At 58.7% G+C, this 21,834-nt stretch carries 17 protein-coding genes and 8 tRNA genes; 19 read left to right on the top strand and 6 right to left on the bottom strand.

Annotated features, from left to right (window positions below):
• Nucleotides 1-6: 6 nt before the first annotated feature.
• The 4 genes from BW958_RS16855 to hemA all read right to left on the bottom strand — a co-directional run bounded on the left by BW958_RS16855 (nt 7) and on the right by hemA (nt 4,301).
• The gene (locus tag BW958_RS16855) at nt 7-813 is read right to left on the bottom strand and encodes a SirB1 family protein (protein WP_076577150.1); all 807 of its coding nucleotides are present in this window, start codon (nt 811-813) and stop codon (nt 7-9) included.
• A gap of 259 nt (nt 814-1,072) precedes the next feature.
• Complete coding sequence (prmC, locus tag BW958_RS16860; RefSeq protein ID WP_076577048.1) at nt 1,073-1,912, bottom strand: peptide chain release factor N(5)-glutamine methyltransferase; 840 nt, start codon at nt 1,910-1,912, stop codon at nt 1,073-1,075.
• Nucleotides 1,912-3,000, bottom strand: a complete 1,089-nt coding sequence (prfA, locus tag BW958_RS16865) for a peptide chain release factor 1 (protein ID WP_076577050.1) — start codon at nt 2,998-3,000, stop codon at nt 1,912-1,914. Before prfA ends, prmC begins: the two co-directional genes overlap by 1 nt.
• A gap of 44 nt (nt 3,001-3,044) precedes the next feature.
• A complete protein-coding gene (gene hemA / locus BW958_RS16870) occupies nt 3,045-4,301 on the bottom strand; it encodes a glutamyl-tRNA reductase (protein ID WP_076577052.1) in 1,257 nt (418 codons plus the stop codon).
• 128 nt (nt 4,302-4,429) lie between these two features.
• Here hemA and lolB point away from each other — a divergent pair, with 128 nt between their 5' ends.
• From lolB to yqfB, 18 genes are all read left to right on the top strand, one after another.
• Nucleotides 4,430-5,008, top strand: a complete 579-nt coding sequence (gene lolB / locus BW958_RS16875; protein ID WP_076577054.1) for a lipoprotein insertase outer membrane protein LolB — start codon at nt 4,430-4,432, stop codon at nt 5,006-5,008.
• Nucleotides 5,005-5,883, top strand: a complete 879-nt coding sequence (gene ispE / locus BW958_RS16880) for a 4-(cytidine 5'-diphospho)-2-C-methyl-D-erythritol kinase (protein ID WP_076577056.1) — start codon at nt 5,005-5,007, stop codon at nt 5,881-5,883. The genes lolB and ispE overlap by 4 nt, the downstream gene beginning before the upstream one ends.
• A gap of 122 nt (nt 5,884-6,005) precedes the next feature.
• Nucleotides 6,006-6,953 (top strand): ribose-phosphate pyrophosphokinase, encoded by a 948-nt coding sequence (locus BW958_RS16885; RefSeq protein ID WP_143233130.1) that lies wholly within the window; start codon nt 6,006-6,008, stop codon nt 6,951-6,953.
• A gap of 108 nt (nt 6,954-7,061) precedes the next feature.
• Nucleotides 7,062-9,059 carry a bifunctional metallophosphatase/5'-nucleotidase gene (locus BW958_RS16890; RefSeq protein ID WP_076577060.1) on the top strand — a complete coding sequence of 666 codons (1,998 nt, stop codon included), beginning with the start codon at nt 7,062-7,064 and terminating at the stop codon, nt 9,057-9,059.
• Between the two features lie 124 nt (nt 9,060-9,183).
• On the top strand, nt 9,184-9,774 hold the full coding sequence (gene pth, locus BW958_RS16895; RefSeq protein ID WP_076577062.1) for an aminoacyl-tRNA hydrolase: 591 nt from the start codon (nt 9,184-9,186) through the stop codon (nt 9,772-9,774).
• Nucleotides 9,775-9,811: 37 nt separating this feature from the next.
• On the top strand, nt 9,812-10,903 hold the full coding sequence (ychF, locus tag BW958_RS16900) for a redox-regulated ATPase YchF (RefSeq protein WP_076577064.1): 1,092 nt from the start codon (nt 9,812-9,814) through the stop codon (nt 10,901-10,903).
• Nucleotides 10,904-11,124: 221 nt separating this feature from the next.
• A tRNA-Met gene (locus tag BW958_RS16905) sits at nt 11,125-11,201 on the top strand.
• Nucleotides 11,202-11,208: 7 nt separating this feature from the next.
• A tRNA-Gln gene (locus BW958_RS16910) sits at nt 11,209-11,283 on the top strand.
• 37 nt (nt 11,284-11,320) lie between these two features.
• Nucleotides 11,321-11,395, top strand: a tRNA-Gln gene (locus tag BW958_RS16915).
• Between the two features lie 6 nt (nt 11,396-11,401).
• Nucleotides 11,402-11,478 (top strand) — tRNA-Met (locus tag BW958_RS16920).
• 8 nt (nt 11,479-11,486) lie between these two features.
• Nucleotides 11,487-11,561 (top strand) — tRNA-Gln (locus tag BW958_RS16925).
• 36 nt (nt 11,562-11,597) lie between these two features.
• Nucleotides 11,598-11,672, top strand: a tRNA-Gln gene (locus BW958_RS16930).
• A gap of 63 nt (nt 11,673-11,735) precedes the next feature.
• Nucleotides 11,736-11,812: transfer RNA gene (locus BW958_RS16935), tRNA-Met, on the top strand.
• An 8-nt stretch (nt 11,813-11,820) separates the two neighbouring features.
• A tRNA-Leu gene (locus BW958_RS16940) sits at nt 11,821-11,903 on the top strand.
• 132 nt (nt 11,904-12,035) lie between these two features.
• Nucleotides 12,036-12,752: a nicotinamide riboside transporter PnuC gene (gene pnuC / locus BW958_RS16945; protein ID WP_076577066.1), complete on the top strand. Its 717-nt coding sequence runs from the start codon at nt 12,036-12,038 to the stop codon at nt 12,750-12,752.
• The gene (locus tag BW958_RS16950) at nt 12,749-13,474 is read left to right on the top strand and encodes a nucleoside phosphorylase (RefSeq protein WP_076577068.1); all 726 of its coding nucleotides are present in this window, start codon (nt 12,749-12,751) and stop codon (nt 13,472-13,474) included. The genes pnuC and BW958_RS16950 overlap by 4 nt, the downstream gene beginning before the upstream one ends.
• A 62-nt stretch (nt 13,475-13,536) precedes the next feature.
• Nucleotides 13,537-14,208, top strand: a complete 672-nt coding sequence (locus BW958_RS16955) for a Crp/Fnr family transcriptional regulator (RefSeq protein WP_076577069.1) — start codon at nt 13,537-13,539, stop codon at nt 14,206-14,208.
• Between the two features lie 18 nt (nt 14,209-14,226).
• On the top strand, nt 14,227-14,547 hold the full coding sequence (gene yqfB / locus BW958_RS16960) for a N(4)-acetylcytidine aminohydrolase (protein WP_076577071.1): 321 nt from the start codon (nt 14,227-14,229) through the stop codon (nt 14,545-14,547).
• Nucleotides 14,548-14,588: 41 nt separating this feature from the next.
• On the opposite strand, the gene acnB is transcribed toward yqfB, so the two are convergent.
• Nucleotides 14,589-17,186, bottom strand: a complete 2,598-nt coding sequence (gene acnB, locus BW958_RS16965; protein WP_076577072.1) for a bifunctional aconitate hydratase 2/2-methylisocitrate dehydratase — start codon at nt 17,184-17,186, stop codon at nt 14,589-14,591.
• A 209-nt stretch (nt 17,187-17,395) separates the two neighbouring features.
• On the bottom strand, nt 17,396-19,660 hold the full coding sequence (locus BW958_RS16970) for a patatin-like phospholipase family protein (RefSeq protein ID WP_076577074.1): 2,265 nt from the start codon (nt 19,658-19,660) through the stop codon (nt 17,396-17,398).
• Between the two features lie 177 nt (nt 19,661-19,837).
• Here BW958_RS16970 and BW958_RS16975 point away from each other — a divergent pair, with 177 nt between their 5' ends.
• The gene (locus BW958_RS16975) at nt 19,838-21,748 is read left to right on the top strand and encodes a methyl-accepting chemotaxis protein (protein WP_076577075.1); all 1,911 of its coding nucleotides are present in this window, start codon (nt 19,838-19,840) and stop codon (nt 21,746-21,748) included.
• Nucleotides 21,749-21,834 lie beyond the last annotated feature (86 nt).

Consider the following 21,834-nt stretch of genomic DNA (forward strand, 5'->3'; position numbering starts at 1 on the left):
GGTTCCTTAATGGAGGATTCTGGGACGAAGGTCGAGGGTCTGCAGCTGCAGGCGCAGCATGTCGGCCACCGGATCGTCCGGACACTGTTCAATAAAGTATTCAAAATCGTCTGCCGCAAATTGCGGGCATTCGAGCTGCTCGTAAATAAAACCGCGATCGCGGGTTTCGAGCGGATCACCCGGTTTCATGCGCAGCAGCAGCTCGCTGCAGCGCAGTGCTTCGGTCATACGATTCTCGCGCAGCAACGCAGCCTTACAGACATTAAGCAATCGCTCAATGATCTCCCAATGGCTGGAAGGTTTCAGATAATGGCTGCTGAGGGTGGCAAGATTACCGAGTGCGCCGCGTAGCAGCAACTCTACTTGATGCAGTGACAGCTCTTCTCCATTGAAAGGATCCACATAGACGGGTTGACCGGCCTCGATAAAGCAGACCAGAAAATGGCCGGGAAAGCAGATGCCATGCACCTGCAGGCCCAAATCACGCCCCAGTTGCATCAACACAATGCCTAAGCTAACCGGAATGCCGCGCCGGTTTTGCAACACGGCATCGAGATTACAGTGGCCGGGGGCGAAATAGTCCTGCCAGTCACCACTGAACCCGAGCTCGCGATAGAGCAAACCGAGCAGTTGCCGGCGCCCTTCGCTGGCATCGTTGGCCTGCAGCGTCTTCTCCAGCCGGTGGCTCAGCTCGGTCAGGCGAGCCTGCCCAAACAAGGCGCTGTCATTACCATAAACCTCATCGGCCACCGACAATGCCAGATCGGCAATCGCCTCGGTGTCGAAATCGGTCCATTCGTCTATGTGCACTATTTTCATCATTGCCTCAGCTGCATGCTACAGCTGTTATTGATACCGCCTATCAGGCGGCCTTAGCCTCCATTGCCTCCTTACTCGACGGGACTGCACCTCTGGTTGCGGGCAGCAGTAAGCGGGGAAACAGATGAGCCTCAAAAGGATATATTCGAGGTGAATGGTCAGCCAGTTACAGACAGCGTTATTCACGGCTGCCTCGCAAAATGGGTATCTGAGGTTGACATTGGCAGTAGTGATACTAGCGGCAATCGCGCCCTCAACGTCGGGCAGACCAGCGCCCCAGCGTGACCCGATCATTGTCGCCGTAGTCGCGCACCGTCTCCACCGCCTGATAGCCTGCATCAGCCAACAGCTGGCGCACAGCATCGCCCTGCTGCCAGCCGTGTTCCAGCAGTAACCAGCCGTTTTCAGCAAGATGAAGACGAGCCACATCAATGATATGGCGCAAATCGGCCAGCCCTTCGTCAGCGGCGACCAGCGCGCTGAGCGGCTCAAAGCGTACATCTCCCTGGCCCAAATGGGGGTCGCTCGCATCTATATAGGGGGGGTTGGAGACAATCAAATCAAAGGGGCCGGCATCACCCAGCGGCGCAAACCAGGAGCCGTGACGCAGGGTAAGCGGCAGCTGCAACTGTGCGCTGTTTTGCCGTGCCAGAGCGACGGCATCTGCCGACGCATCAACCGCCCACACCTCGTCGTGTGGCCGCTCCGACTTGATAGCCAGCGCAATGGCACCGGTGCCGGTGCCCAAATCCAGCACCCGGGCCGCCGTTGCCGGCAGACGCGCCAGCGCTTGTTCGACCAGCACTTCGGTGTCCGGACGCGGAATCAAAGTCGCGGGGGTGACATTCAGCGGCAAAGACCAGAACTCGCGCACGCCAATGATATGAGCCACTGGCTCACCGGCTTGGCGGCGCGCCAGCCACTGCACCAGCGTCTGATGCTGCAAAGGGGTCAGCTCGCGCTCGGGCCAGGTCATCAGATAGCCGCGGTCGCAACCAAGCAGATGGCACAGCAGCACATCGGCATCGGCACGGGGCGATTCGCCACCCGCCAGCTCGGCCAGCAACCAGGCGCGCGCCTGCCCAATCTGCATCAGTTGTTTTCCGCCAGCGCGGCCAGCTGATCGGCCTGATACTCCTGTACCAGCGGCACGATCACGCAGTCGAGATCCCCTTCCAGAATCTCGGTCAGGCGGTAGAGGGTCAGGTTGATGCGGTGCTCCGACAAACGTCCTTGCGGGTAGTTGTAGGTGCGAATGCGCTCAGAGCGATCCCCCGAGCCGACCAGATTGCGACGGGTGCTCTGCTCGGCGGCGCGGTGGCGTTCATCCTCGGCGGCCTGCAGACGGGCAGAGAGCACCGCCATCGCCTTGGCGCGGTTCTTGTGCTGGGAGCGCTCGTCCTGGCACTCCACCACCAACCCGGACGGGAGGTGGGTAATCCGGATGGCCGAATCGGTCTTGTTGATGTGCTGGCCGCCAGCCCCGGAGGCACGGAAAGTGTCAACCTTCAAATCCGCCGGATTGATCTCGATCTGCTCGGCTTCCGGCACTTCGGGCAACACCGCCACGGTGCAGGCCGAGGTATGGATCCGCCCTTGCGACTCGGTTTCGGGGACTCGTTGCACCCGGTGGCCGCCGGATTCAAACTTGAGGCGACCGTACACATGCTCGCCATCGACCTTGGCAATCACCTCTTTGTAGCCGCCGTGCTCGCCATCGTTGCAGCTGACGATGCTGATACGCCAGCCTTGGCGCTCGGCATAACGGGAATACATGCGATAGAGGTCGCCAGCAAAGATCGCGGCTTCATCGCCACCGGCGCCGGCGCGGATTTCCAGATAGCAGTTGTTGTCATCTTTGGGATCCTTGGGCAGCAGCAGGATCTGCAGCTCCTGCTCCAGCGTTTCCAGATTGGCCTTCGCCTCTGGCAGCTCCTCTTGCGCCATCTGACGCAGTTCGGGATCATCCTCTTCCAGCATCAGCTTGGTGGTTTCGAGGTCCTCTTCGGCCTGACGGTAGCGGCGCACGCCGGTCACGATCTCCTCAAGTTGGGAGTATTCGCGGGTCAGACCGCGATAGCGATCCTGATCGTTGATGACATCGGGCTCGCCGAGCAGGGCCTGAACTTCTTCGTGGCGCTCGATGAGCCCCTCCAGTTTGCGGATCACTGACGGATGCATGGTTCTCTCGAAAAAATTAGATATGGCCAAGAATGGCCGCAAGGTCACTCCTGCTGCAGGCCGAGGGCACTTCGCAGCAGGGCCAAGCGCTCCTGATCCCCTTGCTGGCCGGCATCGCGCAGCGCCTGGGTCGGAGCATGAATCAGTTTGTTGGTCAGCCGGTGAGCCAGCTGACGCAGGGCAGCCTCAGGCGATTCGCCCTGTTGCAGCCCTTGCAAGGCACGCACCAGCTCGTCATCGGCATGCCGTTGCGCCTGCTGGCGGTAATCCCGGATAAGGTCAACCGCATGCAGCGAGCGGAACCAACCCATGAACTCGTCGCGCTCCTCGAGCACGATACGCTCTGCCTGCTGGGCAGCGCGGCGGCGCGCTTCGAGGTTTTGCTCGATGATCCCCTGCAGGTCATCGACCGTGTAGAGGTATGCATCGGAGAGCTCGTTAACTTCGGCCTCGATATCACGCGGCACTGCGATGTCCACCAGGAACATAGGCCGGTGGCGACGCTGCTTGAGCGCCCGCTCGACCATCCCCTTGCCGATAATCGGCAGCGGGCTCGCCGTCGAGCTGATCACAATATCCGCTTCGTGCAGGTGCTCAGGAATCGCATCCAGCGTCATCACCTGGGCACCAAACGCCTGCGCCAACCCTTGGGCACGCTGCAGGGTTCGATTTGCCACCATCATCCGGGTCACGTTCTGCTCATACAGATGACGGGCCACCAGCTCGATGGTCTCGCCGGCACCCACCAGCAGTACCCGGGTTTGCGACAAGTCGGGGAAAATCTGGCGCGCCAGCGTCACGGCAGCAAATGCCACCGACACCGCACTGGCACCGATTTCGGTGTCAGTTCGCACCCGTTTGGCCACCGAAAACGCCTTCTGGAACAACCGCTCCAGAATCGCCTTGAGGCCGCCTTCCTGCTGCGACGTGTTGTAAGACTGCTTGATCTGGCCGAGGATCTGCGGCTCTCCCAACACCAGGGAGTCCAGCCCGCAAGAGACGCGCATCAGGTGCCGCACCGCCTCTTCGTCATGATGGGTATAAATCGCATTGGCCAGCTCGCCTGCCTCGAGGGCATGGAACTGCTGCAGCCACTGCAATACCTGCTCACCCTGGCCCGACTCGAGGTTGCAATAGAGTTCGGTACGGTTACAGGTCGAGACGATCACCGCCTCGTTGACCCCAGGCTGTTGCACCAGCTCGTGCACCGCCTGCTTGATGCTGTCAGGCCCGAATGCTACCCGCTCACGCAGGGAGACACTGGCCGTCTTGTGGTTAATTCCTAGCGCAAGCAGACTCATGGGACAGTCGGATAATCCTTGAAACAGGACAATATCAGGGTCATCAATTCTACGGGAAAGGGCGCCCCTTTAAAAGCAACTGAGCTGCCACTTATACTGTGGCAAATTCCCATCCGGAGCAGATTAGCGTGCGTTTTCGTTTTCTTCTGCTGGTTGCCGCCTTGTTGGCCACCGGCTGTGTTACCACACCTCAACCCCAGCGCTCACAAGTCAACTGGACTCAGGAGCGCACTCGTCTTGAGCAACTGAACCATTGGCAGCTCTCGGGCAAACTGGCCATCATCACCGCTAAGGAGAAGGGCAGCGCCCGCCTCAACTGGCAGCAGGATGGGGATGACTACCGCCTCAATCTGACCAGCCTGATTGGGACCCACATCCTCGAGCTGACTCGCCAGCATGGCCAGCTCACCTTGGTGGATCGGGAAGGCAAGGTGCATCAGAGCGACAATGCCAGTGAACTGGTTTATGAGCTGACCGGCTGGGATCTCCCCATCGACGGCCTGCCGCTCTGGATTAAAGGGCTACCCGGCTCGGCCGATTTCACCCTCAATCCAGACCAGAGCCTGGCTAGCGTGAAAGATGGCGACTGGCAAATTGATTATCAGAGTTATCAGGATCAGGATGGCTATCGCCTGCCGCAACAGCTGTCACTGCAAGGTGAGGGCACCCGCATCAAGCTGCAAGTCAACGAGTGGAGCCTGAAATGAGTGCCACTGCCTGGCCGGCACCCGCCAAGCTGAACCTGTTTTTGCACGTCAATGGCCGCCGTCCTGACGGCTACCACGAGCTGCAAACCCTGTTCATCTTCCTCGAGCATGGCGACACCCTGCACGTTGAGGTGCTGGACGGATCGTTAGAGCTGACCCTCTCTCCGGCCCTGCCGGGTGTGCCGGATGAAGAGAATCTGATTATCCGCGCCGCCCGCATGTTGCAGGCAAGGCTCCCAAGCCCCAAAGGCGCGCGGATCACGCTGACCAAGCGGCTGCCGATGGGGGGCGGAATTGGTGGCGGCTCATCGGACGCGGCGACGACACTGGTCGCACTCAATGAGCTCTGGCACGCGGGCCTCGATACCGAAGCGCTGGCTGCAATGGGTGTCGCGCTGGGTGCCGACGTGCCGGTATTTGTTCGGGGTGTAGCGGCCTTTGCCGAAGGCGTGGGGGAAAAATTACAGCCTGTCACCTTGCCCGAACGCTGGTATCTGGTGGTGAAACCCGATTGCCATGTAGCCACCGCCGCCATTTTCAAGGATCCGGATCTGCCGAGAAATACCCCCAAAATGGGATTGCAGGATTTGTTGGCAGGAGAGTGGAAAAACGATTGCGAAGGGCTTGTCAAAAAGCGCCACCCCGAGGTTGCCAATGCGCTCGGCTGGTTGCTAGAATACGCGCCGTCAAGAATGACGGGCACTGGAGCCTGCGTCTTCGCAGCATTCGAAGACGAGAGCCTGGCTCGGGAAGTGTTGGCAAAACTGCCGGACGGGTTGGCGGGGTTTGTCGCCAAGGGCGTGAACATATCACCTCTGGCCAACACCTTGCAACAGGTTCGTGAAGGCGTCGCGGCGGGGCTCACAATCGGTTAAACTGTGAGCGGTCCATTTCCCAGGCCAGGCTGTTGGTTCGTCAGCTTGATGAATCGTTTGCCCCGAATGATTGGACCACAAGTCCACCCCCACTACTGGATGCAACCCTGAGGTTTCAAACCGTGCCTGACATGAAGCTCTTTGCCGGTAACGCTACACCGGAGCTGGCTCAGAAGATCGCAGACCGCCTCTTTATCAAGCTCGGCAATGCTGCCGTAGGTCGCTTTAGCGACGGCGAGATCAGCGTACAAATCAACGAGAATGTACGCGGTGGCGATATCTTCATCATTCAATCCACCTGTGCCCCGACCAACGACAACCTGATGGAGTTGATCGTGATGGTGGATGCGCTGCGTCGTGCTTCTGCCGGCCGGATCACCGCCGTGATTCCCTACTTCGGCTATGCCCGTCAGGACCGCCGCGTGCGTTCTGCCCGGGTGCCCATCACTGCCAAGGTAGTCGCTGACTTCCTCTCCAGTGTCGGGGTTGACCGCGTACTGACCGTGGATCTGCACGCTGAACAGATCCAGGGATTCTTTGATGTGCCGGTGGACAACGTGTTTGGCAGCCCGGTGCTGCTCGAAGACATGCTGGTCAAAAACCTGGAGTCACCGGTGGTGGTCTCTCCGGACATCGGCGGCGTGGTTCGTGCCCGTGCTATCGCCAAGCTGCTGGATGACACCGACATCGCCATCATCGACAAGCGCCGTCCGCGCGCCAACGTCTCCCAGGTCATGCACCTGATCGGCGACGTGGCGGATCGCGACTGCATCATCGTTGATGACATGATCGATACCGGCGGTACCCTGTGCAAGGCTGCCGAAGCGCTGAAAGAGCGCGGAGCCAAGCGCGTGTTTGCCTATGCCACTCACCCGATCTTCTCCGGTAATGCACTGGAAAATATCAAGGACTCCGTGATTGACGAAGTAATTATCACTGACTCGATCCCGCTGACCGAAGAGATGAAGGCTATCGGCAAGGTTAAGCAACTGAGCCTGGCCTCCATGCTGGCTGAAGCCATTCGCCGCATCAGTAATGAAGAATCTATCTCTGCCATGTTTGAGCATTGATAAAAAGATTCTAACGAAAACCGCCTGAGGGCGGTTTTCGCTTTTCTGATGCGTTATTATCGACCTCCCTTTTCCCCGTTAATTGTTAAGGCCGTGAGGAAGTACGCCATGTTTCCATCCCGCCCCCTGCTTGTCGCAACCCTGTGCAGCTTGCTGTTTGCCTGCCAGCAGGGCAAAGAAGAGCACAGCTTTGTGCTCAATATTGCCCACATGAATGACACCCATTCCCAGTTCGATCCGGTCAACGCCACCATCAGTAACCCGGCGCTGAATGTCGACGGGAACAAGCAGGGAGACACGCTCTACACGCGTTTTGGCGGATACCCCCGGCTGTTGACCATGACCAAGGCCATGCAAGCCGATGCCCAGCGCCAAAATCAGGCTCTGCTGACCCTGCACGGCGGGGATGCCTGGCAAGGCAGTGGTTATTTCAAGCTCAATGAAGGAATGGCCAATGCCGACCTGCTGAGCCAATTTGGCCTTGACGCCATGGCGCTCGGTAACCACGAGTTCGATCTGACCAACCAGAAACTGGCCCGCTTTATCAAGGCGGTGAACTTCCCGGTGCTGGCGGCCAACGTCGATACCAGCCAGGATCCGGATTTGAAGGCGGCGACCAATCTCAAGCCCTATGTGCTGTTTGCCTTTGATGGTAATCAGAAAACCCCGGTCGCCAACCTTGAGAACCTGCCGGCCGGCAAACAGATTGTGGCCGTGGTAGGTCTGGTGCTGGAGGATATGCCAGACATCGCACCCAATACCGGCAAACTGCACTTTGCCAAGGAAGTGGCCACCGCACAGGCCACCATCGACAACTTGAAGGCCCACGGCGTCAACAAGGTGGTACTGCTGACCCACATCGGCAATCAGCGTGACCTCGACCTCGCCGCCAAGGTAAACGGCATCGACGTGATCGTTGGTGGCCACTCCCACAGTCTGCTCGGTGACTTCAGCAACCTCGGCATGGGCAAGAGTGCCACCCAGTATGCCCAGATGGTGACCAATCCGGACGGAGTCGGAGAAACCTGCGTGGTTCAGGCCGGCGCCTATGCCGAAGCCATGGGTGAAGTGAAGGTGACCTTTAACGGCCAAGGTGCCGTGACCGAATGCGATGGCAACAATACCTTGCTCGCCAGCAACGATTTTTATAGCGATGCCGCTCATCAACACCCGCTGGGCGACGATCAGCACAACAAGGTCACCAGCTTTATCGATCAGCAACACAACATCGAGCGAGTGGACGAAGATGCCCGTCTGCGCGGCGTCATTGATAGCAACTACAAGCCGGCGCTGGAGAAGGCGTTTGGCAAGGTCATTGCCAGCGTACCGACAGACTTGGCCAACCCGCGTCGTCCCGGTGATGACAAGAGTGACGAGCATGGCTCTGACGTAGCTCCTCTGGTCGCCGAGTCCCAATACTGGTGGAGTAACAGCGCCCCGGTACAAGCCGTGATTGGCAAGCCGGTGGATATCGCCATCACCGCCGTGGGCGGTGTGCGGGCCAGCATCGCCGCAGGCGAGTGGCGTGAAGGCGACGCTGCCCTCACCCTGCTGCCGTTTAAAAACCAGATGTCGGTACTGAGCCTGAAGGGCTCTGACCTGCGCGCCCTCATCAGCGAAACCGTCACCGCCACCCTGCCCTCAGGCTCCCATGCGGGTAAATTCCCCTATGCCAGCCACCTGCGCTACACCTTCCAGGAAACCGACGCCGGCAAAGCGGGCAAGCTGACCCAGCTGGAGTGGCTCAATCACAATGGCCAGTGGCAGGCACTGGAAGATGACGTGCGCTATCGCGTGGCCATGAACGCCTACTGCGCCAACGGCAACGACGGGTGGGATGCCGTCTATCGTGCCCAGCAGCAGCCGGGAGCCGAGCGGGTTGATCTGGCACTGGTCAATGGCACGCTGACCGCGTTCCCGGTCACCGCCCTGCAACGGGAAGGTGACAAGGCCATCGCCAGCTATCAGGGCCAAGCGCTCGACTGCAAGGCTGACGGCGTAGGCTGCGGCACTGACGCTGCCGCCTTCACCGACTATGTGCGCAGTGCACGTAGCCAGCTGACTGCATTGCCAGACGAGACTGTTACCCTGCTGCGTCACCCCTGATCACAGCCGCATGGGCGGTGGTTGGTTGAGAGATCACCGCCCCGCGGCTAGAATACGCCTCTTGCCTTCGGGCACTCCCCTGCATGCCTTCGTGCAATCCAATGTGAAAGTAAAGAGTGAACGCGTGACCAGCCAGATCAAACTGATTGTGGGCCTCGGTAATCCCGGCCCGGAATATGCCAAAACGCGCCACAATGCCGGCGCTTGGTACGTCGAGCAGTTGGCGCGCTGGCACAATGTCAGCCTGCGTGAAGAGCCCAAGTTCTTCGGCATGACCGCTCGCTTGCAGGTGGATGGACAGGACGTACGACTGCTGGTCCCAGACACGTTTATGAATTTGTCGGGCAAGGCGGTGGCCGCACTGGCACGCTTCTACCAGATTGAGCCAGAAGCGATCCTGGTCGCCCATGATGAGCTTGACCTGCCGCCCGGCATTGCCAAATTCAAGCAGGGTGGTGGTCACGGGGGCCATAATGGACTGAAAGACATCATTGCCAAGCTGGGCAATAACAACAATTTCTATCGGCTGCGTCTGGGGATAGGCCATCCCGGCAGCAAGGAGCTGGTGGCCGGCTTTGTGCTGACCAAGGCTCCCGCCAAAGAGCAGGAACTGATCGATGCTGCGCTGGATGAATCCCTGCGCGCCACCGACATCCTGTTCAAACAGGACATGACCAAGGCCATGAACCGGCTGCACAGCTTCAAAGCCGGCTGAGCCGATTAACCGAATCAATCAAGTAAGGTAAACGACCATGGGTTTTAAATGCGGTATCGTGGGTCTGCCCAACGTGGGCAAGTCCACCCTGTTCAATGCGCTGACCAAGGCCGGTATCGAAGCCGCCAACTTCCCGTTCTGCACCATCGAGCCGAACACCGGCGTCGTTCCGGTACCGGATCTGCGGATGGATCAACTGGCCGAGATCGTCAAACCCCAGCGCTGCGTGCCGACTACCATGGAGTTCGTCGATATCGCCGGCCTGGTGGCAGGCGCCTCCAAGGGTGAAGGTCTGGGTAACCAGTTCTTGGCCAACATTCGTGAAACCGACGCCATCGGTCACGTAGTGCGCTGCTTCGAAGATGAGAACATCATCCACGTTGCCGGCAAGGTATCCCCGGCCGACGACATCGAAGTGATCAACACCGAACTGGCCCTGTCTGACCTGGAAGCCTGTGAGCGCGCCATTTTGCGCCAAGCCAAGCGCGCCAAGGGTGGTGACAAGGATGCCAAGTTTGAAGTCGAAGTGCTCGAGAAGGTCAAGGTTGGCCTGGAAGAGGGCAAGATGATCCGTGGTCTGGGTCTCTCCAAGGAAGAGCTGGCGGCCATTGCCTACTTCAACTTCCTGACCCTCAAGCCCACCATGTATATCGCCAACGTGGCCGAAGACGGTTTTGAAAACAACCCCTACCTTGATCGCGTTCGTGACATCGCTGCGGCCGAAGGCGCGGTGGTGGTGCCGGTTTGCTGCGCCATCGAATCTGACATCGCTGAGCTGGACGATGCCGACCGTGCCGATTTCATGGCCGAACTCGGTATCGAAGAGCCGGGTCTGAACCGTGTCATTCGTTCCGGTTACACCCTGCTCAACCTGCAAACCTACTTCACCGCTGGCGTGAAGGAAGTGCGTGCTTGGACCATCCCGGTTGGCGCCACCGCACCGCAAGCAGCTGGCAAGATCCACACCGACTTCGAAAAGGGCTTTATCCGTGCCCAGACCATCGCCTTTGAAGATTTCATCCAGTACAAGGGTGAACAAGGCGCCAAGGAAGCCGGCAAGATGCGCGCAGAAGGCAAGGATTACATCGTCAAAGATGGCGACGTGATGAACTTCCTGTTCAACGTCTAATCCCTCTGGGGCCGGTACTGCCGGCCCTTTTTCTATCTGTTGTCTGCCCCTCTTCAGTACTCGCAAAAGTGTGAATTGTCGGGGTTTTGTGCAACACAGGACAAGAACTGGCCAAACACACTGCTTTTCGGCTTTTCTGGGAAAAAAGGGTTGACGCCCCAAGGCGTGATCCGCATAATCTCGCCGCACAGTGACGAGCTATCTCGTTCTGTCGCAGTGATGGCTATGTAGCTCAGTTGGTTAGAGCATCGCACTCATAATGCGGGGGTCACAGGTTCGAATCCCGTCATAGCCACCATCTCTGCTGGGGTATCGCCAAGCGGTAAGGCAGCGGGTTTTGATCCCGCCATTCCTAGGTTCGAATCCTAGTACCCCAGCCATTTTTCAAAGCGCTTCGGTGTATACCGTGGTTGCTGTTGGGGTATCGCCAAGCGGTAAGGCAGCGGGTTTTGATCCCGCCATCCCTAGGTTCGAATCCTAGTACCCCAGCCATCTTCCGGCTATGTAGCTCAGTTGGTTAGAGCATCGCACTCATAATGCGGGGGTCACAGGTTCGAATCCCGTCATAGCCACCATTTTCTGCTGGGGTATCGCCAAGCGGTAAGGCAGCGGGTTTTGATCCCGCCATCCCTAGGTTCGAATCCTAGTACCCCAGCCATTTTCCAAGCACTTCGGTTTCGGCCGCAGTCGCTGTTGGGGTATCGCCAAGCGGTAAGGCAGCGGGTTTTGATCCCGCCATCCCTAGGTTCGAATCCTAGTACCCCAGCCATATTTCTGTTTGTCTGCCAAGGCAAGCAACTCATCCTGCTTTCGGCACCTGCCGCTAGCACATGGCTATGTAGCTCAGTTGGTTAGAGCATCGCACTCATAATGCGGGGGTCACAGGTTCGAATCCCGTCATAGCCACCATCTTTCCTGCGGAAGTGGCGAAATTGGTAGACGCACCAGATTTAGGTTCTGGCGCCTAGGCGTGAGAGTTCGAGTCTCTCCTTCCGCACCATCCTTTTGAATCAGTTATCTCCTCACAATCTTGTGCTGCGGCTCCGCCATAGGCGGACAAATGTCATGCCCCTCTCCTTGCGCGCCTCCCTACAATGGGTCCGACATTACCTCACGTCGCAAGGAGCATCCCATGTCCTGGTTTGATATCAGCAATACCCTGGTCACCATTCCGCTGGGCGAAGGCGGCTACGCCATGTCCTGGATTGAGGCCGTCGGCACCCTGTTCGGTCTGCTGTGCATCTGGTTTGCCAGCCTCGAGAAGACCATCAACTATCCGTTTGGTCTTATCAACGTCACCCTGTTTGCCATCATCTTCTTCCAGATCCAGCTCTACGGGCTGCTTCTGCTGCAACTGTTCTTCTTTTGCGCCAACGTCTATGGCTGGTATGCCTGGACCCACCCCGCTAACGAGCAGGGTGATGCCCTCGCCATCCGCTGGCTGCCGCGCAACAAGCTGGTGACCACCAGCATCGCCTCGGTCATCGCCATCGCCTTGCTGGCCCTCTTTATTGATCCGGTATTTGCCGCGCTGGCACGCACCTCGGTGGGCTTGCTCAATCTGTTTGGCGCCGGACTCACCCCACCCTCTCCACAGCCGGATGCCTTCCCCTTCTGGGATGCCGCCATCACCGTGCTCTCTGTCGTGGCCCAGATCCTGATGACCCGCAAATATGTGGAAAACTGGATCCTGTGGGTGGTCATCAACATCATCAGTGTCGGTGTCTATGCCGCTCAGGGGGTTTACGCCATGTCCCTGGAATACCTGATCCTGCTCTTTATCGCCGCCAACGGCACCCGGATGTGGATTGCTTCCACCCGCCGTCCTGCCGAGGAGGCCTGCGCATGAGCCTGCTAGCCCATCTGCAATGCCAGCCCGAGCAGATCGCCGAGCGGGTGATCGTGTGTGGTGACCCGGCCCGGGTTGACCGTATCGGAACACTGCTGGATAACCCGACCCTGATAGGTCATAACCGTGAGTTTCGGCTGCTTGGCGGCCACTATCAGGGTCAGCCCATCACCGTCTGCAGCACCGGGATCGGCGCCCCTTCCGCCATCATCGCGCTTGAAGAGCTGGCCCAAAGCGGCGCCAAGCAGCTGGTGCGAGTCGGCTCTGCCGGCAGTTTGCAGCCACACATAGCACTGGGCGATCTGGTGGTGGTCGAGGGGGCTGTGCGCCATGACGGCGCCTCACTGGCCTATCTGCCGGCTGAGTACCCGGCCTGCGCAGACCTTGCGCTGCAGCAGCGTCTGCTCGATGCGCTGGCTGAGTGCCCGCACCGGGTCCATCACGGACTCGTGCGCTCTCATGATGGCTTCTATCGCGATGATGAGCAGGCGGTGTGCGAGCAGTGGCACAAACTGGGGACTCTGGCTGCTGACATGGAGAGCGGCGCGCTGATGGTGGTGGGCCGCTACCGTAAGGTGCGGGTTGCCAGCGTGCTGTGTAACGTGGTGGCCTGGCAGCAAGGAGTGCAGGAGGGCGTGGCCGATTATGCCGCCGCCGAGGGGCGGATGATGGCGGGCGAGCACTACGCGATTGCAGCCGCCCTGCGGGCCTTGACCTGCTGACACTAGGCGGCGTCCATACAGCCTGCTAACCTGACGACCGATCCCGTTGCCAGAGTCTTGAGATGCAGCGAACGCCCTACCCTAACCAGCGCTTTGGCGCACAACTGACGCTCCTGCAACCGCGTTTTGACCGGTTGCTGGAGCGCTGCAGTCTCTATCGACGGCGCTTTCTGCCCGGCGAGCGAATGATGCGCCAGGGCGATCCGCTCGAAGAGCTGTTGCTGGTTCCCACTGGCCGGATTGCTCTTTATTCGGGCGTGGCCAGTGGCCGGGTCTTTCAGCTCGGTGAGGTTGAGTGCCACCATCAGCTGTTTGGCGAGATGGAGCTGTTTGGCAGCACACCGATCCAGTGGAGCGTAGAGGCTCGCAGCGAGCTTGATGCTGATGTGATTGATGCCAGCCTGCTTAGCCAGCAGCTGCAGCAAGAGCCCGAGCTGCTGCTGTTTTTCAGCTGCGCGCTGGCCAGCGATTATCTGGATTCCCTCGATATTGCCACCAGCCGCCTGCTACACCCCATCGCCTATAACATTGCCTTTGAACTGTGGCGCGAGCATCAGCGCACACCCATGCTGGGGTCGCGGCTGTGTGCCCACGAGGCCGCGCGGTTCGGAACCACAGAGCGGGTCTATCGCCGCGCCGTTAACGATCTTGTCGAGCAAGGGCTGATTGAAAAACGCGATGGCCAGCTGCGGGTCAAAGACGCCGCCGCACTCAAGGCCTACCTCGAACTGTAACCCAAGGAACGCTGCCCCATGTCTTATCCCGTGTTTACCTTTTACAGCCGCTTCGTGGCCGATATCCAGTCCGGGCGCAAAACCATCACCATCCGTGACGAAAGCGAAGCAAACTGGCAGCCAGGCCAACGGCTGGCGCTGTTCACCAACCCCGAGCAGCAACCGTTCGGCACGATCGAAGTGCTGTCCGTTACGCCCATCGCCTTCGATCAGCTCAACGACGAGCATGCCCGCCAGGAGAACATGACGCTGGACGAGCTTAAAGCAGTGATCCGCAGCATCTACCCTCAGCTGCCGCCCCTGTATGTCATCTGCTTCAAATTGATTGAACGCGCATAAAAAAACCGGCCCGCAGGCCGGTTTTTCGTTTATCAGCACACTTAGACCGCTTGCTGCAAGATCACCGCGTCAGCTTTCTGGGTGTAGAAAGCAATCTCGTTGAAGTTCAGGTAGCGATAGGTGTCGGCGGCAGTGGCGTCGAGCTCCTTGGCGTAATGCAGGTACTCTTCCGGGGTCGGTATCTTGCCCAGAATGGCAGCCACAGCGGCAAGCTCGGCAGAAGCCAGATAGACGTTGGCGCCCTTGCCCAGACGGTTCGGGAAGTTACGGGTCGAGGTAGAGACCACGGTCGCTTCATCCGCTACCCGCGCCTGGTTACCCATGCACAGAGAGCAGCCCGGGATTTCAATACGGGCACCGACGCGGCCGAAGATGCCATAGTAGCCCTCTTCAGTCAGCTGGTCTTTGTCCATCTTGGTCGGCGGTGCAATCCACATGCGAGTCGGCAGTTGGCCAGTGAACTTGCCAAGCAGCTTACCGGCCGCGCGGAAGTGACCGATGTTGGTCATGCACGAGCCGATGAACACTTCGTCAATCTTGTCACCAGCCACGGTGCTGAGCAGGCGGGCATCGTCCGGATCGTTCGGTGCACACAGGATCGGCTCCTTGATGCTGGCCAGATCGATCTCAATGACGGCCGCGTATTCGGCATCCTTATCCGCTTCCATCAGGGTCGGGTTGGCCAGCCACTCTTCCATTCCCTTGATACGACGGGAGATGGTACGCGGATCGCCATAACCTTCGGCCAGCATCCACTTGAGCATCACGATGTTGGAGTTGAGATACTCAATGATCGGCTCTTTATCGAGTTTGATGGTGCAACCTGCAGCAGAGCGCTCGGCACTGGCGTCGGCCAGCTCGAATGCCTGTTCCACCTTCAGGGTCGGCAAGCCTTCGATTTCGAGAATGCGGCCGGAGAAGATGTTCTTCTTGCCCGCTTTCTCAACGGTGAGCAGCCCCTTTTGGATGGCGGCATAGGGGATGGCATGCACCAGATCACGCAAGGTGATCCCAGGTTGCAGCTCGCCCTTGAAGCGCACCAGCACTGATTCCGGCATATCCAGCGGCATGACGCCGGTGGCGGCAGCAAACGCGACCAGACCAGAGCCAGCCGGGAAGGAGACACCGATCGGGAAGCGGGTGTGAGAGTCACCACCGGTACCCACGGTATCCGGCAGCAGCATACGGTTGAGCCAGGAGTGGATAACGCCATCGCCAGGACGCAGGCTCACACCGCCACGATTCATGATGAAATCAGGCAGGGTGTGGTGAGTCTGCACGTCAACCGGCTTGGGATACGCCGCCGTGTGGCAGAACGACTGCATCACCAGATCGGCCGAGAAGCCGAGGCAGGCGAGGTCTTTGAGCTCGTCACGGGTCATCGGGCCGGTGGTATCTTGCGAACCAACGGTGGTCATCTTGGGTTCGCAGTAGGTGCCGGGACGAATTCCCTTCACGCCACACGCTTTACCGACCATCTTCTGGGCCAGGGTGAAACCCTTGCCGGTGTCAGCCACCGGTTGCGGACGGCGGAACACATCGGAGTGCGGCAGACCGAGTGATTCACGTGCCTTGTCGGTCAGGCCGCGACCGATAATCAGCGGAATACGACCACCAGCGCGCACTTCGTCGATCAGTACATCGGTTTTAAGTTCAAACTGGGCCAGCACCTCGTCACTGCCGTGACGGGTGATCTTGCCGGCAAACGGATAGATATCGATGACATCACCCATTTCCAGCTTGGAAACATCCACTTCGATCGGCAGAGCGCCGGCATCTTCCATGGTGTTAAAGAAGATCGGCGCAATCTTGCCACCGAGGCAGATGCCGCCGGCGCGCTTGTTGGGCACATGGGGAATGTCATCACCCATGAACCAGAGCACCGAGTTGGTGGCCGATTTACGGGAAGAGCCGGTCCCCACCACATCGCCCACATAGGCCAGCGGGAAGCCCTTCTTCTTCAATTCGTCGATGGTCTTGATCGGACCAATGGTGCCGTCCTTGTCCGGGGTGATACCGGGACGGGCCATCTTCAGCATGGCCAGAGCGTGCAGCGGAATATCCGGACGCGACCAGGCATCGGGTGCCGGTGACAGGTCGTCAGTGTTGGTCTCTCCCGGCACCTTGAACACGGTCACGGTCATCTTCTCGGCCAGAGCCGGACGGGAGAGGAACCACTCGGCGTCAGCCCAGGACTGCATTACCTGCTTGGCAAACACGTTGCCCGCCTTGACCTTCTCTTCCATATCATGGAAAGAGTCGAACATCAGCAGGGTATGGGACAGCGCCTTGGCGGCCAGTGGAGCCAGCGTCGCATCATCGAGCAGATCAATCAGCGGCTGGATGTTGTAACCACCCTGCATGGTGCCGAGCAGAGTCACAGCCTCTTCACGGGACAGGATGGGGGAACTGGTTTCCCCTTTGGCCACGGCGGTGAGGAATCCGGCCTTCACGTAAGCCGCTTCGTCAACACCGGGGGGAATGCGTTCGGACAGCAGTTCTTTCAGAAAGCTCTCTTCACCAGCGGGGGGGGTCTTGAGCAGTTCAACCAGGCCGGCAACTTGCTCTGCATCCAGCGGTTTGGCAACCACTCCCTCGGCGGCACGTTCTGCGACGTGTTTACGGTAGGTTTCAAGCACGACTAATTCCTCTTTGGTCTTATGAGTCGCCGTGGCGGCGATCGTCCTTGCAGGACACCCGTAGGGTGAACCTCACTATATAAGTTTTAACGACTAATTAAAATCCACCCCATACACAGGGGCGGATAAAAAACACTCTTTTATTTAATAAACATATAGTTATAAATAATGATACGGCAGTGAAATTTGTTAAATAAATGTCTATTCCCTTAGTGGAAAGTGCTGCCCAGCTGCAGATAGATCACCTGATGCCCCCCTTGAGCGGCACCGACACCGAGAAACAACGGGCCAAAAAAGGTGTCACTGCCGATATAGAGCGAACCCGCCGTCAGCGAGCTGTCGAAGCTGATATCCGCGCCTTCATCCCACACACCGCCGCGCTCGAGCGAGCCACCGACATAGAGCGGCAGCCGGAACGCACCAAAGTCGTTATCTGCCAGACGATAGATATAACGCAAACCACCGAGCAAGCTATAGCGCCCTGAGAGCTGATGCGGTTGGTAGCCCGACAGATTGAACATGCCGCCTAGGTCCTTGGCAAATACCGGCAGCACTTCGGTGGTCTGGGTGCCGCCGGCGGAGAGCAGCAGATTCAGGCTGTGCCGCTGCCACGACCAGGGCTTGATCAGGCTCACCTCATAGGTAGAGCCCTGTGAATGCAGACTGCCGCCATCGAGCTGATCCTGACCGATATTGAGATAACCGACCTCGCCGCTAAAACGGGTCCCGAAATAGGGGAAATTGCGACTATCGAGTGTGTCGTGCTCCAGCCGTAGCAAGGGGCCCCAGGCGGTGGTCGAAATATCAGAGATACCGAGACTGCTGATATCGATATCGCCCACCATGGCCTGCATCCCCATACTCAATCGCTGCCAGGGGCGCATATTCCAGCCCAGCAGCGCCTCGCTCGACCAGAAACCATACTGGCTGTCAAAGTAGTAATAATCGTTGCTGCTCTTACTGCCACTCAAGGTCGCCTCGTTACGATCGACATAGAGGCTGCGGCTCTCTTTGTCATAGGCCAGATTCCACTGGCCAAAATAGGTCTGGGACGGTTCGAGCGGAGTATAAAGCTCGGTTTTCAGGTGCTTCCAGGTGCCCAGAGATGCCTCATTGTGCCACTCGCCACCCCAGCGATTGATGTTGGTCAGGGTGTAAGAGAGCCCGACGTTGTAGTTGGACTCACTCTCAAAATCGTCATTAAAACCGAGCTGGAAATTGAGATAACCCGGTCCCCAGCTTTTCTGGTGCGCATCGACCACCAGCACATTCTCGCTGCCGCGCTCCTCAATCTGGTAAGTCACCCGATCAAACGACTCGAGTGCATAGATGCGGCGAATACCGGCCTCCAGGCTTTCGCCAGTCTGAACCTTGCGCGGATTGATCTGCATCGCCGAGCGGATGGTTTCATCCGCCAGATTCGACTGGTTACGGATCTCGACCCGATCGATGTAATACGCCGGCAAGCCGCTACGCTCGGCACGGCGACTGAGTTTATGGTCGCGATATGCTTGATAGCGCGCTGGCGACAGGGAAAGTTTGTCGAGTTGCTGACTCAGGCGGCGGGCAGCCACCTCCCCGTCCTGAATGCCTTCCTTCATCCGATCAAAGTCGGCAATGCCCATGTCGCCAAACGCCGGGGTGATCAAAATATCCTTGTCACCCATCAACGCCTTTTGGCGCTCGGTCCCCACCTGGGTCATATAGGTGGTGAGCTGATCCACCATGGCCAACCCCGATTTCAGCTCATCACGGGTGCGCAAGCGGGCGCTGATATCGACGGCAATCACGATGTCAGCTCCCATCGTTTTGGCCACATCAACCGGCATGTTATTGACCGCCCCGCCGTCAGCGAGCAGATGCCCTTCCCACTCCACCGGCTTGAGGATGCCCTGAATCGACATCGATGCCTGCATCGCCTTAGCCAGGCTGCCGTGATCAAGCACGAACGGAGTGACGCTCTCCATGTCGGTGGCGACCGCCCGATAAGGGATCGGCAAGTCATTGAAGCTCTTTTGCACCGGCAGATTGGAAGTCGCCTCACGCAGCAGCGCCGCCATTGCCTGCCCCTGGAAAAAGCCACCGGGGGCTTGCAGCATATTGCCGTTGACACCCAGGTCAGTGCGCAGTTGATAGAGCTCTTCCTGCTGCTTTTGGCGTAGCGACAACTCATTACGGGCGACGCGGTCCTGATACCCCTTATTCCAGTCGATACCCAGAGTCACCTTCTCGACCTCTTCGGCCGACAGCCCCATGGCATAGAGTCCGGCGATATAGGCTCCCATGCTGGTCCCCACCACCATGTCGACCGGGATGTGCTTCTCTTCGAGAACCTTGAGAATGCCGATGTGAGCGGAGCCCTTGGCCCCCCCGCCACTGAGCACCAGTGCAATCCGTGGCCGCTCGGCAGCGTGCAGCACCGTTGAGCAGAGAAGCAGAACAAACAGGAAACAGCGGCGCCACAGCAAACTCATGGGTCATTCATCCGGTCACTCAGGGAGATGACTACTATAAGGAGCACGACTGGCCGCGCAAGCGCCGTGAGACGGCAAACGCTTATCTGTTATTTGCCTCCTTAAAGATTCAAGAAATGACATGTTTGGCCGCTACAATAGAGAACTTGTCTATTGTTTACTCTTTTGGAACCAACCGTGTTTGCCAACCTGACACTCAAACAGAAAATCCTCGCCACCGTCCTGCTGGCAGTGGTTCTCTCCTGCCTGCTGGTCGGCTACTTCAGCCAGCGTTCGGCTCAGCAGCTAATCCGCGAGCGGATGTTCGAGCATGAACTACCTAACCTGACCGAACGGATCGGCAAGACCCTCGAGAGCGAACTCAATCCGCTGGCCAGCGCCGCCCGTCAACTGGCCAGCGACCGGTTTATCCTCGACTGGGTCAATCGCGGCATGCCCAAGGATCAGGAAGGCATCCTGCTAAGCCAACTGAAAGATGTCGCCGCCCAATATGGGTTGGTGACCGCGTCGTTTGCCGATCGCCAGAGCGCGGCCTACTACAACCAGGATGGCTTTCTGCGTAACCTCACCCCGGCGCAAGACAGCTGGTTTTATGATTACACCAAGAGCCAGCAGGACCTGATGGTCAGCATCTTCCGTGAGCAGACCGGCGAGGTGAAGCTGTTCGTCAACTTCCAGCAGCTGGGTGGACGCGGTCTCGCCGGTCTTGCCAAGTCACTCGATAGCATGGTGAGCATGCTAGCCGGCTTTCGGGTGGCACAGACCGGGTTTGTCTTCATGACCGATGGCGAAGGCGTTATCAAGATTCACCCTGATGCCCAGCGTATCGACCGGGATCGCCTGAGCCAGCTGGCTGGCAGCGCTGCCAGTCTGTTGCTCGGCAAACAACAATTCGCCCTGACCGAGGCCAGCGTAGATGGTGAGCCCACCGTGTTGGCGTCGAGCTATATTCCGCTGCTCGGCTGGTATCTTGTCGTGCAGGTGCCGCAGGCCGAAATCTACGCGGGTCTGAGCGAAGCCGGCACTAAGATCCTGCTGATAAGCCTGGCCATTGCTGCCGCCATGGGGCTACTCGGCGTACTGCTGGCTGGCTCGGTCAGCCGCCCGCTGCAGCAGCTTGGCAAACTGTTTCGCGAGCTGGGCAGTGGTGATGGCGATCTCACCCATCGCCTGAACGTCGAAGGTCGTGATGAGCTTTCTGAGGTCGCCAAAGGCTTTAACAATTTTGTGGCCAAGATCCATGCCTCGATTGCCGAAGTGGCCGAGCACTCCCGTCATCTGGCCGTCACGGCCAACGAGGTGGCCAACAAGGCCCACCTGACCCAAAACAACTGCACCTCCCAGCGCGATCGCACCATGCAGGTGGCCACCGCCATCAACGAAATGGGGGCAACCGTGGGTGAAATCGCCGGTAACGCATCGCTGGCCGCCGATGTGGCCCGTCAGGCCAATCAACAAGCGGACAGTGGAGCCAAGGTGGTTGGTACGGCGCGTCAGGGCATCGTTCACCTCTCTGGCGAAATTGACCATGTTGGCCAGGTCATCGAATCGCTGGCGAGCCAGACCGACTCTATCGGCAGCATCCTCGACACCATCCGCAGCATCTCCGAGCAGACCAACTTGCTGGCTCTCAACGCCGCCATTGAGGCAGCGCGAGCCGGCGAGCAGGGCCGCGGCTTTGCCGTGGTGGCCGACGAGGTTCGTAACCTTGCCAGCCGCTCTGCTGCATCGACCGAAGAGATCCAGGCCATGATCAACCGCCTGCAGGAGCAATCGGACAAAGCGGTCAACGCCATGCGTACCGGCCGCGAGAAGAGCCAGCAGGTGGTGTCTCAGGCCGATGAGGCTAATCAGGCGTTGGGGCAAATCACCAGCCACATTGCCCAAATCAACGACATGAACATCCAGGTTGCCACCGCTACCGAGGAGCAATCGAGCGTAGTGGGCGAGATCAACCGCAACGTTGAAGAGATTAACCATCTGACCATGGAGACCGCCGACATCGCCGAGCAGCTCACCGAGTCAAGCCGCAATCTGCAGCAACTCTCATCGCAGCTCGACCAACTGGTCGGCCATTTCCGTCTTTAAACAATAGGGGCGCATAAGCGCCCCTTTTTATAAGTAACCACTGACTATACTAAAACGGCGCCACAATGGCGTGACCGATGCTCGCA

Source organism: Aeromonas sp. RU39B (assembly GCF_900156095.1).
Lineage (GTDB): Bacteria > Pseudomonadota > Gammaproteobacteria > Enterobacterales > Aeromonadaceae > Aeromonas.

Excerpts from the sequence above, each read along its gene's own strand:
- ychF (WP_076577064.1), top strand. The coding sequence starts at position 9,812 with ATGGGTTTTAAATGCGGTATCGTGGGTCTGCCCAACGTGGGCAAGTCC.
- ispE (WP_076577056.1), top strand. The coding sequence starts at position 5,005 with ATGAGTGCCACTGCCTGGCCGGCACCCGCCAAGCTGAACCTGTTTTTG.
- prfA (WP_076577050.1), bottom strand. The coding sequence starts at position 3,000 with ATGCATCCGTCAGTGATCCGCAAACTGGAGGGGCTCATCGAGCGCCAC.
- BW958_RS16890 (WP_076577060.1), top strand. The coding sequence starts at position 7,062 with ATGTTTCCATCCCGCCCCCTGCTTGTCGCAACCCTGTGCAGCTTGCTG.
- hemA (WP_076577052.1), bottom strand. The coding sequence starts at position 4,301 with ATGAGTCTGCTTGCGCTAGGAATTAACCACAAGACGGCCAGTGTCTCC.
- BW958_RS16955 (WP_076577069.1), top strand. The coding sequence starts at position 13,537 with ATGCAGCGAACGCCCTACCCTAACCAGCGCTTTGGCGCACAACTGACG.
- pnuC (WP_076577066.1), top strand. The coding sequence starts at position 12,036 with ATGTCCTGGTTTGATATCAGCAATACCCTGGTCACCATTCCGCTGGGC.
- BW958_RS16970 (WP_076577074.1), bottom strand. The coding sequence starts at position 19,660 with ATGAGTTTGCTGTGGCGCCGCTGTTTCCTGTTTGTTCTGCTTCTCTGC.
- prmC (WP_076577048.1), bottom strand. The coding sequence starts at position 1,912 with ATGCAGATTGGGCAGGCGCGCGCCTGGTTGCTGGCCGAGCTGGCGGGT.
- yqfB (WP_076577071.1), top strand. The coding sequence starts at position 14,227 with ATGTCTTATCCCGTGTTTACCTTTTACAGCCGCTTCGTGGCCGATATC.
- BW958_RS16950 (WP_076577068.1), top strand. The coding sequence starts at position 12,749 with ATGAGCCTGCTAGCCCATCTGCAATGCCAGCCCGAGCAGATCGCCGAG.